The sequence below is a fragment of the Salmonella sp. WC3 genome, from assembly GCF_042932255.1.
In the GTDB taxonomy this organism is placed as follows: Bacteria; Pseudomonadota; Gammaproteobacteria; order Enterobacterales; family Enterobacteriaceae; genus Salmonella; species Salmonella enterica.
In genome coordinates this window covers 1,038,161-1,053,843 of record NZ_CP170629.1, presented here as the reverse complement: position 1 = coordinate 1,053,843, position 15,683 = coordinate 1,038,161, and the positions used below count along the sequence as shown (strand labels likewise).

Sequence of the window (15,683 nt, the reverse complement as noted above, 5' to 3'; positions counted from 1 at the left end):
TAAAAAAAGCCAGCAGATATTATCTGCTGGCGGGTGATTTTAGGCTATCGCCTACACCAATACTCAGTCACACATGATGTCTGCAATTGGCTTCAATCGGTCGCCTCCCACTGCATCAGTTCCGCGAGCATTTTTAAGCGCTGCGGCGCGCTCAGGCAAGCCAGCCAGGACGTTTTTTCCGTGGCGGCAAAATATCTCAACCAGAACTGGCGCATAGTGACCTCTTCCTCTTGCTTCATCGAAAGATATTATTGGCCTAATATAGGGATAATAAAATTGCTGAGTTTTTCATCGGAGTTCCCCTTTTATGCCCTCAGGTCGCCTGCAACAACAATTTATCCGTCTCTGGCAATGTTGTGACGGTAAAACGCAAGACACCACGCTTAATGAGCTGGCGGATCTGCTGAACTGTTCGCGTCGCCATATGCGTACGCTGCTAAATACGATGCAGGCGCGCGGTTGGCTAACATGGGAGGCCGAGGTTGGACGCGGAAAGCGTTCGCGTCTGACGTTCCTGTATACCGGACTGGCGCTGCAACAGCAGCGGGCGGAAGACCTGCTGGAACAAGATCGAATCGATCAACTGGTACAACTGGTCGGCGATAAAAGCGCTGTCAGGCAAATGCTGATTTCCCATCTGGGACGCAGCTTCCGCCAGGGGCGGCATATTCTGCGGGTTCTTTACTATCGTCCGATGCACAATCTCCTGCCGGGAACCGCATTACGTCGCTCGGAAACTCATATTGCCCGGCAAATTTTCAGTTCGCTCACGCGGGTAAATGAGGAAAACGGGGAACTGGAAGCGGACATTGCGCACCACTGGCAGCAAATTTCCCCTTTACTGTGGCGCTTCTACCTGCGCCCCGGCATTCATTTTCATCATGGCCGCGAGCTGGAGATGGAAGATGTCATCTCCTCGCTGACGCGTATCAATACGCTTCCGCTTTACTCGCACATCACAAAGATAGACTCCCCTACCGCGTGGACGCTGGATATTCATCTTTCCCAGCCGGATCGCTGGTTGCCGTGGCTGCTGGGCCAGGTCCCGGCGATGATTTTGCCGCGGGAGTGGGAAACGCTGGCTAATTTCGCCAGCCACCCTATCGGCACCGGGCCTTATGCCGTGCGGCGTAATACGCCAAACCAGCTCAAGATACTCGCCTTTGATGATTACTTCGGCTATCGGGCGTTGATAGACGAAGTGAACGTCTGGGTACTGCCGGATATCAGTGAAGAACCGGCCTGCGGCTTGATGCTGGAAGGGCCGATACAAGGCGGTGAAAAAGCGATAGAAAGCCGACTGGAAGAGGGGTGCTATTACCTACTATTCGACGCCAGAACGCCGCGCGGCGCACATCCGCAGGTCAGAGAATGGGTAAGCCACGTCCTCTCCCCCACCAATTTACTCTATCATGCCGATGAACCGCTACAGCAGCTCTGGTTCCCGGCCTATGGGCTTTTACCGCGCTGGCATCACGCCCGTCCAGGCCCGGGCGAAAAACCCGCCGGGCTGGAAACCCTCACGCTGACCTTCTATCGCGAACACATTGAGCACCGGGTTATCGCCCGTATCATGAGCGCGCTTCTGGCTGAACATCAGGTGCATCTGCATATTCAGGAGATCGACTACGATCAATGGCACGCCGGCGAGATCGAAAGCGATATCTGGCTCAATAGCGCTAACTTTACGCTGCCGCTGGATTTCTCGCTGTTCGCGCACCTGTGCGAAGTACCGCTCTTGCAGAACTGCATTCCGCGCGACTGGCAGGACGACGCCGCGCAGTGGCGCGCTGGCGAGATGAACCTGGCGAACTGGTGCCAGCAACTGCTGGCCAACAAAGCGATTGTGCCGCTGATCCACCACTGGCTGATTATCCAGGGACAGCGCAGTATGCGCGGGCTGCGCATGAATACCCTCGGCTGGTTTGATTTTAAATCGGCGTGGTTTGCGCCGCCAGATCCTTAACGCCAGCTCTTGATTGCTGCCCGGCAACAAAATCACTACACTAACGCCGAACTCAACGGGGTGCCGCGCTCATGCGCGCGCTGAGAAAATACCCGTCGAACCTGATCCGGATAATGCCGGCGAAGGGATTTGAGGCTACCTCTCAAGTCCTTTGCCACTCTTTCACTGAGGTGCAAAGTGTTAAAAAAATATCTTCCGCTTTTACTCCTGTGCGCGGCGCCTGCTTTCGCCAAACCCGTTCTCACCGTCTATACCTACGACTCGTTCGCCGCCGACTGGGGGCCAGGCCCGGCGGTGAAAAAAGCGTTTGAAGCCGATTGCAACTGCGAGCTGAAACTGGTGGCGCTGGAGGATGGCGTTTCGCTGCTCAACCGCCTGCGGATGGAGGGGAAGAACAGCAAAGCCGATGTGGTGTTGGGGCTGGACAACAATCTGCTGGAAGCGGCCACGCAAACTAAACTCTTTGCCAAAAGCGGCGTGGCGAATGAGGCGGTCAAGGTGCCCGGCGGCTGGAAAAACGACACATTTGTGCCGTTCGATTACGGCTATTTCGCTTTTGTCTACGATAAAAGCAAGCTGAAAAATCCGCCGAAAAGCCTGAAAGAACTGGTCGAGAGCGATCAAAAATGGCGGGTGATTTATCAGGACCCGCGTACCAGTACGCCAGGGCTGGGGCTGTTACTGTGGATGCGCAAAGTCTATGGCGATAACGCGCCGCAGGCCTGGCAAAAACTGGCGGCCAAAACGGTGACGGTGACGAAAGGCTGGAGCGAGGCCTACGGTTTATTTCTGAAAGGTGAAAGCGATTTGGTGCTCAGTTACACCACCTCTCCGGCGTATCACATTATTGAAGAGAAGAAGGACAATTACGCCGCCGCGAACTTCAGCGAAGGCCATTACTTACAGGTAGAAGTCGCGGCGCGTACCGTCGCCAGTAAGCAGCCGGAACTGGCGGAGAAATTCCTCAAATTTATGGTTTCTCCGGCGTTTCAGAACGCCATACCCACCGGCAACTGGATGTACCCGGTAGCGGACGTCGCCCTACCAGCAGGGTTTGAATCATTGGCAAAACCCGCCACAACGCTGGAATTCACGCCGCAACAAGTGGCAGCACAACGCCAGGCATGGATTAGCGAATGGCAACGCGCCGTCAGCCGTTAATTCCCGGCTGGCTGATTCCGGGGCTGTGCGCCGCCGCGCTGATGATAACCGTCTCGCTGGCGGCCTTTCTGGCACTTTGGCTGAACGCGCCGTCGGGCGCGTGGTCGACAATCTGGCGGGATAGCTACCTGTGGCATGTGGTGCGCTTCTCATTCTGGCAGGCGTTTCTGTCCGCAGTGCTGTCTGTGGTCCCGGCGGTTTTTCTCGCCCGCGCGCTTTATCGACGCCGTTTTCCTGGACGTCTGGCGCTGCTGCGTCTGTGCGCCATGACGCTGATTCTGCCGGTACTGGTTGCCGTGTTCGGTATTCTTAGCGTGTATGGCCGTCAGGGCTGGCTGGCCTCGCTGTGGCAGATGCTGGGGCTTCAGTGGACATTCTCCCCCTACGGCTTGCAGGGCATTTTACTGGCGCACGTCTTTTTTAACCTGCCAATGGCGAGCCGTTTGTTGCTGCAATCGTTGGAAAGCATCCCCGGCGAGCAGCGCCAGCTCGCCGCCCAGCTCGGTATGCGCGGCTGGCATTTTTTCCGTTTTGTCGAATGGCCGTGGCTGCGCCGCCAAATTCCGCCCGTCGCGGCGCTGATTTTTATGCTCTGCTTCGCCAGTTTCGCAACGGTTCTGTCGCTCGGCGGCGGCCCGCAGGCCACCACTATCGAGCTGGCTATCTTTCAGGCGCTCAGTTATGACTACGATCCCGCCCGCGCGGCGATGCTGGCATTAATCCAGATGGTCTGCTGCCTGGCGCTGGTACTGCTAAGCCAACGGTTGAGCAAAGCGATTGCGCCGGGGATGACGCTGACGCAGGGCTGGCGCGATCCTGACGATCGTCTCCACAGCCGTCTGACGGACGCCTTATTAATCGTGCTGGCGCTGCTGCTGCTGCTTCCGCCGCTGGTCGCCGTGGTGGTCGATGGCGTCAACCGCAGCCTGCCGGAGGTGCTGGCGCAACCCATTCTGTGGCAGGCTGTCTGGACATCGCTACGCATTGCGCTGGCGGCGGGCGTTCTGTGTGTGGTGCTGACCATGATGCTGCTGTGGAGTAGCCGCGAGCTACGCCAACGCCAGCAACTATTCGCCGGACAAACGCTGGAACTCAGCGGGATGTTGATCCTCGCGATGCCGGGGATCGTGCTGGCGACAGGCTTCTTTTTACTGCTCAATAACAGCGTTGGCTTACCGGAATCCGCCGACGGCATCGTGATTTTCACCAATGCGCTGATGGCAATCCCCTACGCGCTAAAAGTCCTGGAAAACCCAATGCGCGATATTACCGCCCGTTATGGAATGCTGTGCCAGTCATTAGGAATTGAAGGCTGGTCGCGGTTAAAGGTCGTGGAACTGCGGGCGCTGAAACGTCCGCTGGCGCAGGCGCTGGCGTTTGCCTGCGTACTTTCTATCGGTGATTTTGGCGTCGTCGCGCTTTTCGGCAATGACAATTTCCGCACGCTGCCGTTTTATCTGTATCAGCAGATCGGCTCCTACCGCAGCCAGGACGGCGCGGTGACCGCGCTGATACTATTGCTGCTCTGCTTTACGTTATTTACCCTCATAGAGAAACTACCGGGCCGACATGCTAAAACTGATTGATATCACCTGGCTTTACCATCATTTGCCGATGCGTTTTACGCTGGCGGTAGAACGCGGCGAGCAGGTGGCGATTCTTGGCCCCAGCGGCGCGGGGAAAAGCACGTTGTTGAATTTAATTGCCGGTTTTCTTGCGCCTGCCAGCGGTACGCTACTGATTGCCGGCGACGATCATACGCTTACGCCGCCCTCACGCCGTCCGGTCTCAATGCTGTTTCAGGAGAATAATTTATTCAGCCACCTGAATGTGCAGCAAAATATCGGTCTGGGGCTAAACCCTGGGTTAACGCTCAACGCCAGCCAGCGGGAAAAACGGGACGCTATCGCACATCAGATGGGCATTGAGAGTCTGATGACGCGTTTACCGGGCGAACTGTCCGGCGGCCAGCGTCAGCGGGTAGCGCTGGCGCGCTGCCTGGTACGTGAACAGCCGGTACTGCTGCTGGATGAACCGTTCTCCGCGCTCGATCCCGCGCTGCGCCAGGAGATGCTGACGTTGGTCAGCGATATCTGCCGCGAGCGACAGCTCACGCTGTTGATGGTCTCGCACAGCGTGGAAGATGCGGCGCGAATTGCGCCCCGGTCAATCGTCGTGGCCGACGGACGCATTGCGTGGCAAGGCAAAACAGACGAGCTACTAAGCGGTCAAGCCAGCGCCTCAGCGCTATTGGGCATCAAATCCCATATTTTGTAGGCCGGATAAGGCGAAGCCGCCATCCGGCAAAGGAATCGTTAGTAACCCACAACTTTGCGCAGAATATCGATATATACCGGCATCAGCGGGTGGCGAACCAGCACCACCAGCGCGACCACGCCGATCCCGAGCGTCAACGGCGCCAGATACAGCAAACGGCTGCGGGGGAAATACGCGGTTAAACGATCGACTGCCGCTTTGCCGCTGCGCCACAGCCGCCAGCATAGCCAGCCTCCGACCCACAGCAGCAACGCCGTCGCCAGCAGCAGCCATTTGAAATCTCCGCTCTGCATATCGGAAGGAATATCGATTGCCGCTCCCGCCAGAATGCCCGGCAGGAAATAAAACGGCGGCCACAGCAAACAGCCAATCAAGTTCGGCCCAATAAATTTCGCTACGGGAAGATCCAGCATCCCTGCCACCATCGGCACCAGCGGCCTCGTCGGACCGACAAAACGTCCGACCAGGATCGTGAACATACTGTGCTGATGCAGCGCGTGTTCGGTTTTATCCAGCAGCGACTTGTTCTTTTTCATAAAAGACCAGCGGTGTAGCGGCTTTTTAAAGCGCCACCCCAGCCAGAACGAAATCCAGTCGCCCATCAGACAGCCGATAATACCCACCAGCCAGGCATGCCAAAAATTGAGCTCGCCGCTGCCGATAAGCGCGCCCAGCCCCGCCATCAGTACCGTGCCGGGTAAAATCAACCCCACCAGCGCCAGCGATTCCAGGAAGGCGACCAGCAACACGGCGATAAGCGAATACAGAGTGGATTGGGTGATAAAGTGTTCCAGCAGTGCTTGCATAGTGTGTCCGTCAGCGTGATGAAGCAGGGATTCTGCTTACCCCGTCCCCCTTCGTCAAGCCGTCAATTATCCGAATAGTTACGGCTTATGACATCTTTGTGGACACATCATTCACTTTTTATTCACATCCGGCCCTGAACTCGCTAGGACTTGCCCCGGTGCATTTTTTAAATACCCGCGAAAAATAGAGCTGATCGTCAAATCCAACATTGCGCCCAACGGTCGCTATCGGCATTCGCGTAGTGCTAAGCAGAAGTTTCGCCTGGCTGATACGCTGATCTTCGCGCCAGCTCAATACGCTAATGCCTAACTGCTGGCGGAACAGATGCGATAACCGGGAGGGCGACAGGCAGACATGCTGGGCGACGCTGGCGATATCAAAATGGCTGTCCGCCAGATGGTCGCTGATATACTGGCAGGCATCGCGCACACGGCTATCCATCGGCGGATGCAACGACTCATTAATTACCGCCATACGTCTGAGCAACAACTGCTCCAGCAGATTGATCGCCAGTAGCTCAGAATAGCGACCTTCCCCTTGCCCGGCGCTGATGATCTGCCCGAACAGTTCGCTGAAATGCGGCTGGCGCGCCTCGTCCGGGCGGAAAAATCCTGTCTGGGCAAAGATTGTCGGCCAGGTCAGCCACTCCTGCCAGTAGGCGCGAGGCCGGAAATAAACCCACTGGTGATACCACTCGCTGGCGTCCGGATGCCGTCCATAGTGATGAATCTCGCCCGGCGGAAACAATAATATATCTCCAGGCCGACAGACAAACTGCTCGCCATTATTATTAATGACGCCCTCTCCGCGGATGGTCAGGTTAAGAATATATCCCTTCATGCCCAACGGACGATCGATAAAAAAATCCAGATATCCATTCGCTTCAATTGGCGTCAGCCCGGCGACCAGATGGGCATTAAATGAATATCCCGGCAATAGCGGATCATTTTGCGTTTCAGCCATGATTTCTCTACCCCCGATGTTCAGAGAAGAAACAAATTGTCCATATTGACCAGGACGACAGAGCTTCCGTCTCCGCAAGACCTTGCGCTTGATGAAAGCACGTATCAACCCCGCTTGTGAAAAGCGCTTTGTAACAAAAGCGTACAGTTCAGGCGATAAAATTAAGTAACAGAAGTGTCTATAACTATGGCTGGAATGTCCACATTGAATATTTGCACAGCGTCACACTTTGCAAAGCATTAGCATTTTTGTCCATAAGATTAGCGGATCCTGCCTGACGGTTTTTGCCGCGACTCTCTACTATTTCTCCATACCTGTTTTTCTGGATGGAGTAAGACGATGGCAATTGCAATTGGCCTCGATTTTGGCAGTGATTCAGTGCGCGCTCTGGCAGTGGACTGCGCCACCGGCGACGAGATCGCCACCAGCGTAGAGTGGTATCCGCGCTGGCAAGAAGGCCGTTATTGCGACGGCCCGAACAACCAGTTCCGTCATCATCCGCGCGACTACATGGAGTCAATGGAGGCCGCGCTGAAAGCCGTTCTGGCACAATTAAGCGCCGCGCAACGCGCAAATGTCGTTGGCATTGGCGTTGACAGCACCGGTTCTACGCCAGCGCCGATTGACGCCGACGGTAACGTCCTGGCGCTGCGTCCGGAGTTCGCCGAGAACCCGAATGCGATGTTTGTGCTGTGGAAAGATCACACCGCCGTGGAAGAAGCCGACGAAATCACTCGTCTGTGCCATAAGCCAGGCAAGGTCGACTACTCCCGCTATATTGGCGGCATTTACTCCAGCGAATGGTTCTGGGCGAAGATTCTGCACGTCACCCGCCAGGATAGCGCCGTCGCGCAGGCCGCCGTCTCGTGGATTGAACTGTGTGACTGGGTGCCGGCGCTGCTTTCGGGCACCACTCGCCCGCAGGATATCCGCCGTGGCCGCTGCAGCGCCGGGCACAAAACACTGTGGCATGAAAGCTGGGGCGGTCTGCCGCCCGCGAGCTTCTTTGATGAACTCGATCCGTGCATTAACCGTCATCTGCGCTCCCCGTTATTTAGCGAAACCTTCACCGCCGATCTGCCCGTGAGCACCCTGTGCGCCGAATGGGCGCAGCGCCTCGGCTTGCCGGAAAGCGTGGTGATTTCCGGCGGCGCGTTCGACTGTCACATGGGCGCGGTCGGCGCGGGCGCACAGCCCAATACGCTGGTAAAAGTCATCGGCACGTCTACCTGCGACATTCTGATTGCGGATAAACAGAGCGTCGGGGATCGCGCCGTGAAAGGCATTTGCGGTCAGGTTGACGGCAGCGTGGTGCCGAACTTTATCGGTCTGGAAGCGGGCCAGTCCGCTTTCGGCGACATCTACGCCTGGTTTAGCCGCGTGTTGAGCTGGCCGCTGGAACAACTTGCCGCGCAGCACCCGGAACTGAAAACCCAGATTAACGCCAGCCAGAAGCAGCTACTGCCAGCGCTCACCAACGCCTGGGCGAAAAATCCGTCCCTGGATCACCTGCCGGTGGTGCTCGACTGGTTTAACGGTCGCCGCACGCCAAACGCTAATCAGCGTCTGAAAGGCGTCATTACCGATCTCAATCTCGCCACCGACGCGCCAGCGCTGTTTGGCGGTCTGGTAGCTTCGACCGCCTTCGGCGCGCGCGCCATTCAGGAGTGTTTTACCGAGCAGGGTATCGCGGTCAATAACGTGATGGCGCTTGGCGGCATCGCCCGTAAAAATCAGGTCATTATGCAGGTCTGCTGCGACGTACTGAATCGTCCGTTGCAGATCGTCGCTTCCGACCAGTGTTGCGCATTAGGCGCCGCTATCTTTGCCGCCGTCGCTGCGAAAGTCCATGCCGATATTCCTGCCGCCCAGCAAAGCATGGCAAGCGCGGTAGAACGCACTCTGCGTCCCCGCCCTGAACAGGCGCAACGCCTCGAACAGCTTTACCGCCGCTACCAGCAGTGGGCGCTAAGCGCAGAACAACATTATCTTCCGACTGCCGCGCCGGCGCCAACGACCCCGGCCAATCAGGCAATCCTGACTCATTAAGGACACGACAATGACGATTTTTGATAATTATGAAGTATGGTTTGTGATTGGCAGCCAGCATTTGTATGGCGCAGAAACCCTGCGTCAGGTCACTCAACATGCCGAGCATGTGGTCAACGCGCTGAATACCGAAGCCAAACTGCCATGTAAACTGGTATTAAAACCGCTGGGCACCTCGCCGGATGAGATTACCGCTATTTGTCGTGACGCCAATTATGACGATCGCTGCGCAGGGCTGGTGGTCTGGCTGCACACCTTCTCCCCGGCCAAAATGTGGATCAACGGGCTGAGTATCCTTAACAAACCACTACTGCAATTCCATACCCAATTTAACGCCGCCCTGCCGTGGGACAGCATCGATATGGACTTTATGAACCTGAACCAGACTGCGCACGGCGGTCGTGAGTTCGGTTTTATCGGCGCGCGGATGCGTCAGCAGCACGCGGTCGTCACTGGTCACTGGCAGGATAAAGAGGCCCATACGCGTATCGGCGCCTGGATGCGCCAGGCGGTCTCTAAACAGGATACCCGCCAGCTAAAAGTCTGCCGCTTCGGCGACAACATGCGTGAAGTCGCAGTGACTGACGGTGATAAAGTGGCCGCGCAAATCAAATTTGGCTTTTCGGTCAATACCTGGGCGGTCGGCGATCTGGTGCAGGTGGTGAATTCCATCGGCGACGGCGATATCAACGCTCTGATTGACGAGTATGAAAGCAGCTATACCCTGACGCCCGCCACCCGGATCCACGGTGATAAACGCCAGAACGTGCGGGAAGCGGCGCGCATTGAACTCGGTATGAAGCGTTTCCTGGAACAGGGCGGATTCCACGCATTCACTACTACCTTTGAAGATTTACACGGTCTGAAACAACTTCCGGGTCTGGCCGTACAGCGTCTGATGCAGCAGGGCTACGGCTTTGCGGGCGAAGGCGACTGGAAAACCGCCGCTCTGCTTCGCATTATGAAAGTGATGTCAACCGGTCTGCAGGGCGGCACCTCATTTATGGAGGATTACACCTACCACTTCGAGAAAGGCAACGATCTGGTGCTCGGCTCGCACATGCTGGAGGTGTGTCCCTCCATCGCGGTGGAAGAGAAACCGATCCTTGACGTCCAGCACCTCGGGATTGGCGGCAAGGAAGATCCGGCGCGTTTGATTTTCAATACCCAAACCGGCCCGGCGATCGTCGCCAGCCTGATCGACCTCGGCGATCGTTATCGCCTGCTGGTCAACTGCATTGACACCGTAAAAACGCCGCACTCCCTGCCGAAACTGCCGGTGGCTAACGCGCTGTGGAAGGCGCAGCCGGATCTGCCGACCGCCTCCGAAGCGTGGATTCTGGCTGGCGGCGCGCACCATACCGTCTTCAGCCACGCGCTGGATCTGAACGATATGCGCCAGTTTGCAGAAATACACGATATCGAAATCGCGGTGATTGATAACGATACCCGTCTGCCAGCCTTTAAGGACGCGCTGCGCTGGAACGAGGTGTATTACGGTTTAAAACGCTAAAAGTGGAGTCTGAATGCCCGGTGGCACTGCGTTTACCGGGCCTACGGTCCTGTAGGCCGAATAAGGCATTTATGTCGCCATCCGGCACACCGTCACTCGTAGGCCGGATAAGCGAAGCGCCATCCGGCAGGGAGAAAACAATGTTAGAAGATCTCAAACGCCAGGTACTGGAAGCCAATCTGGCGCTGCCAAAACACAACCTGGTCACCCTCACCTGGGGTAATGTTAGCGCCGTCGATCGCGAACGCGGCGTATTGGTGATTAAGCCGTCCGGCGTCGATTATAGCGTCATGACCGCTGACGATATGGTGGTGGTCAGCCTGGAGACCGGTGAAGTCGTTGAAGGTCATAAGAAACCGTCGTCCGATACGCCAACTCACCGTTTGTTATATCAGGCATTTCCGACTATCGGCGGCATCGTACACACCCATTCGCGCCACGCGACTATCTGGGCGCAGGCGGGTCAGCCGATTCCGGCGACGGGCACCACCCACGCCGACTATTTCTACGGTACGATTCCCTGCACTCGCAAAATGACCGAGGCGGAAATTAATGGCGAGTATGAATGGGAAACGGGCAATGTCATTGTTGAAGCCTTTGAAAAAAAAGGCATTGACGCCGCTCAAATGCCCGGCGTGCTTGTCCATTCGCACGGCCCGTTTGCCTGGGGTAAAAATGCCGAGGATGCAGTGCATAACGCCATCGTGCTGGAAGAAGTGGCCTATATGGGGATCTTCTGCCGCCAGCTTGCGCCGCAGTTGCCCGACATGCAGCAATCCCTGCTGGATAAACACTATCTACGCAAACATGGCGCAAAAGCCTATTACGGGCAGTAATGCCTCTAAAAACGCGTCCCATGGGGGGCGCGTTGATGAGTCTGGTCGGTGATATATTCAGCAAATGCGCTTTGATAGACGTAATGATCAGAACTCACATATTCAATAATATTATCATAATATCCCTGCAACACTTTTCCTTCCAGCGCATGGAAGAAAATATAATCCTCGATTGTTGACTGCCAGCGTTGCCCATTTAACAGATAATTAATAATGGTATCCCGATGTCCGTTTTTTCTGTCGTGTCCTTGCCAGTGAAAAAAAGCATTGCCGTTTTCAATAAATTCGGTACGCCAAATCTGTTCTGTCCATGTTTTATACTCAAAAAATCGACTCACGGTTTTTATGGAAGGGTTAGCGCGTTGAGTATTGACGAAAAGATAACGGTCGTTCCCTACCAGACGCGCCTGCATACTCACATTCATAAAAGATCATTCCCGAATACCACAAATTTTGATAAAAACACCCGCACCCGAAAGTCAAAATAAAATTATATTCTAAAATAAAAATTAAATTATGCAGAGAGTTCCCGACGAATTCGCACTGTAATCCATTTTTATTTAACCATAGAGGCCAATTGGAATATTATATTTCTACCTGACGGTGCGGATGTTCCAAATGAAATTGTTACACTTTTCATTAATTAAAACAAACAAAAAATATCGCTTTTTTGTTAATCCGAGAAATAAGTAACAGATTCGAACAAGCGCCTTTCTGAAAAATACTGAATGTATGAAAACAGACTTGACACAAAACAACTAATACATGGGTAAAAATTGTAAATAAACATGATTCAAAATTAGCAGTTATAGGATAATTATATCTGCTGTATATACCGGCATCATTATATTGATAAATAGACGTCAGCAAAAATATCTGACGCTAAAAGCCCTTTTATCGTTAAAATATCCATTACACCCGTCATGGGGAACGAACTCATTCATGAAATATCGCTACATCATCAGAATCGCGGCAGGCATAATTCTCATTATGGCTACGGTGTTTATCCATAACGCCATCGCTATTTATCAGTTCAGTCAGCAAAACCAGACGCGCGTAGCTGACTGCGCGATTGTCGCAGGAGCAGGCGTTAGCGGAAAAACGCCTTCTCCCGTTTTTAAGGCCAGACTGGATCATGCCATCTGGCTTTACCAACAACACATTGTCCGCGCGTTGGTATTAACCGGCGGCTACGGCGCTGGCGCAACGGTTTCCGACGCGGCGATAGCCCGTCAATACGTTCTGGAAAAAGGGATTCCGGCTAAGGCAATTTTTATTGAAGAGCGCTCTACCGTGACGCGCGAAAATATTCGTTACGCAAAACAGATACTGCGACAACAACAATGGCGCACAGCGTTACTGGTCAGCGATCCGCTGCATATGCTGCGTCTGAAAACTATCGCTCAGGATAATGGTATCGATAGCCGCTCATCACCCACGCGATCCACCCGCTATAAATCCTGGTGGGCGAAAACCCGCTTCTTACTGCGAGAAACTTTTTATTACAGCGGATATCGGCTTTTACGTTATATGCCTGTACAAAATAACAGTATTACTCCCTAAAACAGGTTATAATTAGCGTGAATTTTTTAGACAGGTAATCATCGTGGCGCAGGCAGGTTTCATTTTAACCCGGCACTGGCGGGATACGCCGCAAGGGACGGAGGTCTCTTTCTGGCTGGCGACAGACAACGGCCCTGTGCAGGCAACGCTGGCACCGCAAGAGTCCGTGGCGTTTATTCCGACCAGCCAGACCTCCCGCGCCGCCTCGCTGCTACAGGCGGAAAAAGACTATCGCCTGACGCCGCTCCAGCTGCGAGACTTTCATCGTCAGCCGGTATCCGGTCTGTATTGCCGTACTCACCGCCAGCTTATGCGGATGGAGAAACTGCTGCGCGAAAACGGCGTCACCGTTTATGAAGCGGATGTACGCCCGCCGGAACGTTACCTGATGGAGCGTTTTATTACGTCGCCCGTTTGGGTAGACGGCGAGATGCGCAACGGCGTTATCCGCAATGCGCGTCTTAAACCCCACCCCGACTATCGACCGCCGCTAAAATGGGTCTCGCTGGATATCGAAACCACGCGACACGGCGAACTGTATTGCATTGGTCTGGAAGGCTGCGGCCAGCGTACCGTTTATATGCTGGGCCCGGCGAATGGCGATGACCGCCAACTGGACTTCGAGCTTGTGTATGTCGCCAGCCGCCCGCAGCTGCTGGAAAAACTCAACGCCTGGTTTGCCGAACATGATCCTGACGTCATCATCGGCTGGAACGTGGTGCAGTTCGACCTGCGTATGCTGCAAAAACATGCCGAACGCTACCGTATCCCTTTACGGCTGGGGCGAGACAATAGCGAACTGGAGTGGCGCGAACATGGCTTCAAAAACGGCGTTTTTTTCGCCCAGGCCAGAGGGCGAGTCATTATCGATGGTATCGACGCGCTTAAATCCGCGTTCTGGAATTTTTCGTCTTTTTCGCTGGAAGCCGTCTCGCAGGAACTGCTCGGCGAAGGAAAATCCATTGATAATCCCTGGGATCGTATGGATGAGATCGATCGCCGCTTTGCCCAGGATAAACCCGCCCTCGCCACCTACAACCTGAAAGACTGCGAGCTGGTCACGCGCATTTTCCATAAAACCGAGATCATGCCGTTTTTGCTGGAACGCGCGACGATCAACGGCCTGCCGGTCGATCGCCACGGCGGTTCGGTCGCCGCATTCGGGCATCTTTACTTTCCGCGAATGCACCGCGCCGGCTATGTCGCGCCCAATCTCGGCGAAGTGCCGCCGCTGGCAAGTCCCGGCGGCTACGTAATGGATTCACAACCCGGATTATACGATTCAGTACTGGTGCTGGATTATAAAAGCCTGTACCCGTCGATTATCCGCACGTTTTTGATTGATCCCGTCGGGCTGGTCGAAGGCATGGCGCAGCCGGATCCGGAACACAGTACCGAAGGTTTCCTTGACGCCTGGTTTTCACGAGAAAAGCACTGCCTGCCGGAAATTGTTAGCCAAATCTGGCACGGGCGCGATGAAGCCAAACGTCAGGGCAATAAACCGCTCTCGCAGGCGCTTAAAATCATTATGAACGCCTTTTATGGCGTACTCGGCACCACGGCCTGTCGCTTTTTCGATCCCCGTCTGGCGTCGTCAATCACCATGCGCGGTCATGCGATTATGCGCCAGACCAAAGCGCTGATTGAGGCGCAGGGTTATGACGTGATTTATGGCGATACCGATTCCACTTTCGTCTGGCTCCGGCGCGCGCATTCAGAAGCCGATGCGGCGGAAATCGGGCACAGGCTGGTGCGTCACGTGAACGAATGGTGGGCGCAGACGTTACAACAGCAAAATTTGACCAGCGCGCTGGAGCTGGAGTTTGAAACCCACTTTTGCCGTTTTCTGATGCCGACCATCCGCGGCGCGGATACTGGCAGTAAAAAACGCTACGCGGGCCTGATTCAGGAAGGCGACAGCCAGCGCATGGTATTTAAAGGTCTGGAAACGGTGCGGACCGACTGGACGCCGCTGGCGCAGCGCTTTCAACAGGAGCTGTATCTGCGTGTTTTTCGCAATGAACCTTATCAAGACTATGTGCGCGAGACTATCGATAAACTGATGGCGGGCGAACTGGACGCACAGCTGGTTTATCGTAAGCGTCTGCGTCGCCCTTTACATGAGTACCAACGTAACGTTCCGCCGCACGTTCGCGCCGCCCGGCTGGCGGATGAACAAAACCTGAAGCAGGGTCGTCCGGCGCAGTACCAGAATCGCGGCGCCATAAAATATGTCTGGACTGTTAACGGCCCCGAGCCCGTGGATTACCAGCAGTCGCCGCTGGATTACGAACACTATCTTACCCGCCAGCTACAACCCGTGGCGGAAGGAATTCTTCCCTTCGTTGAAGATAATTTTGCTACACTACTGACCGGGCAACTGGGGTTATTTTGACGCGTGACGAAAGCGCCGCCTTCCAGTACCATAGCGCCCTTTCCATTCCTGGACCTAATTAACGCCACTACCACATTAGCCTGGTAGCGGGGTCGTATACTCGCAATTATCCAGTGCTGTCGCCTGGGAATGGCGAGTAATGCCTGCAATTAA

13 protein-coding genes and 1 riboswitch are annotated in these 15,683 nt (G+C 55.0%); of the genes, 9 read left to right on the top strand and 4 right to left on the bottom strand.

Annotated elements, in window-relative coordinates; translation table 11 throughout:
* Window positions 1-92: 92 nt before the first annotated feature.
* A complete protein-coding gene (sgrT, locus tag ACFK9X_RS04960) occupies window positions 93-215 on the bottom strand; it encodes a glucose uptake inhibitor SgrT (RefSeq protein WP_001248755.1) in 123 nt (40 codons plus the stop codon).
* Window positions 216-307: 92 nt separating this feature from the next.
* Here sgrT and sgrR point away from each other — a divergent pair, with 92 nt between their 5' ends.
* From sgrR to thiQ, 4 genes are all read left to right on the top strand, one after another.
* Entirely contained in the window at window positions 308-1,966 is a 1,659-nt protein-coding gene (sgrR, locus tag ACFK9X_RS04955; protein WP_017441564.1) for an HTH-type transcriptional regulator SgrR, read from the top strand.
* A 46-nt stretch (window positions 1,967-2,012) separates the two neighbouring features.
* Window positions 2,013-2,112, top strand: a riboswitch (TPP riboswitch).
* Between the two features lie 31 nt (window positions 2,113-2,143).
* A complete protein-coding gene (thiB, locus tag ACFK9X_RS04950) occupies window positions 2,144-3,127 on the top strand; it encodes a thiamine ABC transporter substrate binding subunit (RefSeq protein ID WP_000915326.1) in 984 nt (327 codons plus the stop codon).
* Entirely contained in the window at window positions 3,103-4,713 is a 1,611-nt protein-coding gene (thiP, locus tag ACFK9X_RS04945; RefSeq protein ID WP_000235635.1) for a thiamine/thiamine pyrophosphate ABC transporter permease ThiP, read from the top strand. Before thiB ends, thiP begins: the two co-directional genes overlap by 25 nt.
* Complete coding sequence (gene thiQ, locus ACFK9X_RS04940) at window positions 4,697-5,404, top strand: thiamine ABC transporter ATP-binding protein ThiQ (protein WP_000915965.1); 708 nt, start codon at window positions 4,697-4,699, stop codon at window positions 5,402-5,404. Before thiP ends, thiQ begins: the two co-directional genes overlap by 17 nt.
* Before the next feature lie 38 nt (window positions 5,405-5,442).
* Here the strand turns inward: thiQ and ACFK9X_RS04935 are convergent, their stop codons facing one another.
* The gene (locus ACFK9X_RS04935; protein WP_001148369.1) at window positions 5,443-6,210 is read right to left on the bottom strand and encodes a DedA family protein; all 768 of its coding nucleotides are present in this window, start codon (window positions 6,208-6,210) and stop codon (window positions 5,443-5,445) included.
* Between the two features lie 118 nt (window positions 6,211-6,328).
* Window positions 6,329-7,174 (bottom strand): arabinose operon transcriptional regulator AraC, encoded by an 846-nt coding sequence (gene araC, locus ACFK9X_RS04930; RefSeq protein WP_000852387.1) that lies wholly within the window; start codon window positions 7,172-7,174, stop codon window positions 6,329-6,331.
* A 339-nt stretch (window positions 7,175-7,513) separates the two neighbouring features.
* Between araC and araB the strand changes: the two genes are divergently transcribed.
* The 3 genes from araB to araD all read left to right on the top strand — a co-directional run bounded on the left by araB (window position 7,514) and on the right by araD (window position 11,572).
* The gene (gene araB / locus ACFK9X_RS04925; RefSeq protein WP_151115743.1) at window positions 7,514-9,223 is read left to right on the top strand and encodes a ribulokinase; all 1,710 of its coding nucleotides are present in this window, start codon (window positions 7,514-7,516) and stop codon (window positions 9,221-9,223) included.
* Between the two features lie 10 nt (window positions 9,224-9,233).
* Complete coding sequence (araA, locus tag ACFK9X_RS04920; protein ID WP_000151697.1) at window positions 9,234-10,736, top strand: L-arabinose isomerase; 1,503 nt, start codon at window positions 9,234-9,236, stop codon at window positions 10,734-10,736.
* A gap of 140 nt (window positions 10,737-10,876) precedes the next feature.
* Complete coding sequence (gene araD / locus ACFK9X_RS04915; RefSeq protein WP_015406121.1) at window positions 10,877-11,572, top strand: L-ribulose-5-phosphate 4-epimerase; 696 nt, start codon at window positions 10,877-10,879, stop codon at window positions 11,570-11,572.
* 5 nt (window positions 11,573-11,577) lie between these two features.
* On the opposite strand, the gene ACFK9X_RS04910 is transcribed toward araD, so the two are convergent.
* The gene (locus tag ACFK9X_RS04910) at window positions 11,578-11,997 is read right to left on the bottom strand and encodes a DUF4751 family protein (RefSeq protein WP_151115740.1); all 420 of its coding nucleotides are present in this window, start codon (window positions 11,995-11,997) and stop codon (window positions 11,578-11,580) included.
* Between the two features lie 517 nt (window positions 11,998-12,514).
* On the opposite strand from ACFK9X_RS04910, the gene ACFK9X_RS04905 reads away from it, so the two are divergent.
* The gene (locus ACFK9X_RS04905; RefSeq protein ID WP_017441567.1) at window positions 12,515-13,135 is read left to right on the top strand and encodes a YdcF family protein; all 621 of its coding nucleotides are present in this window, start codon (window positions 12,515-12,517) and stop codon (window positions 13,133-13,135) included.
* A 43-nt stretch (window positions 13,136-13,178) separates the two neighbouring features.
* Window positions 13,179-15,530, top strand: coding sequence for a DNA polymerase II (gene polB, locus ACFK9X_RS04900; RefSeq protein ID WP_000035715.1), 2,352 nt, complete (start codon window positions 13,179-13,181; stop codon window positions 15,528-15,530).
* The last annotated feature ends 153 nt before the right edge of the window (window positions 15,531-15,683 follow it).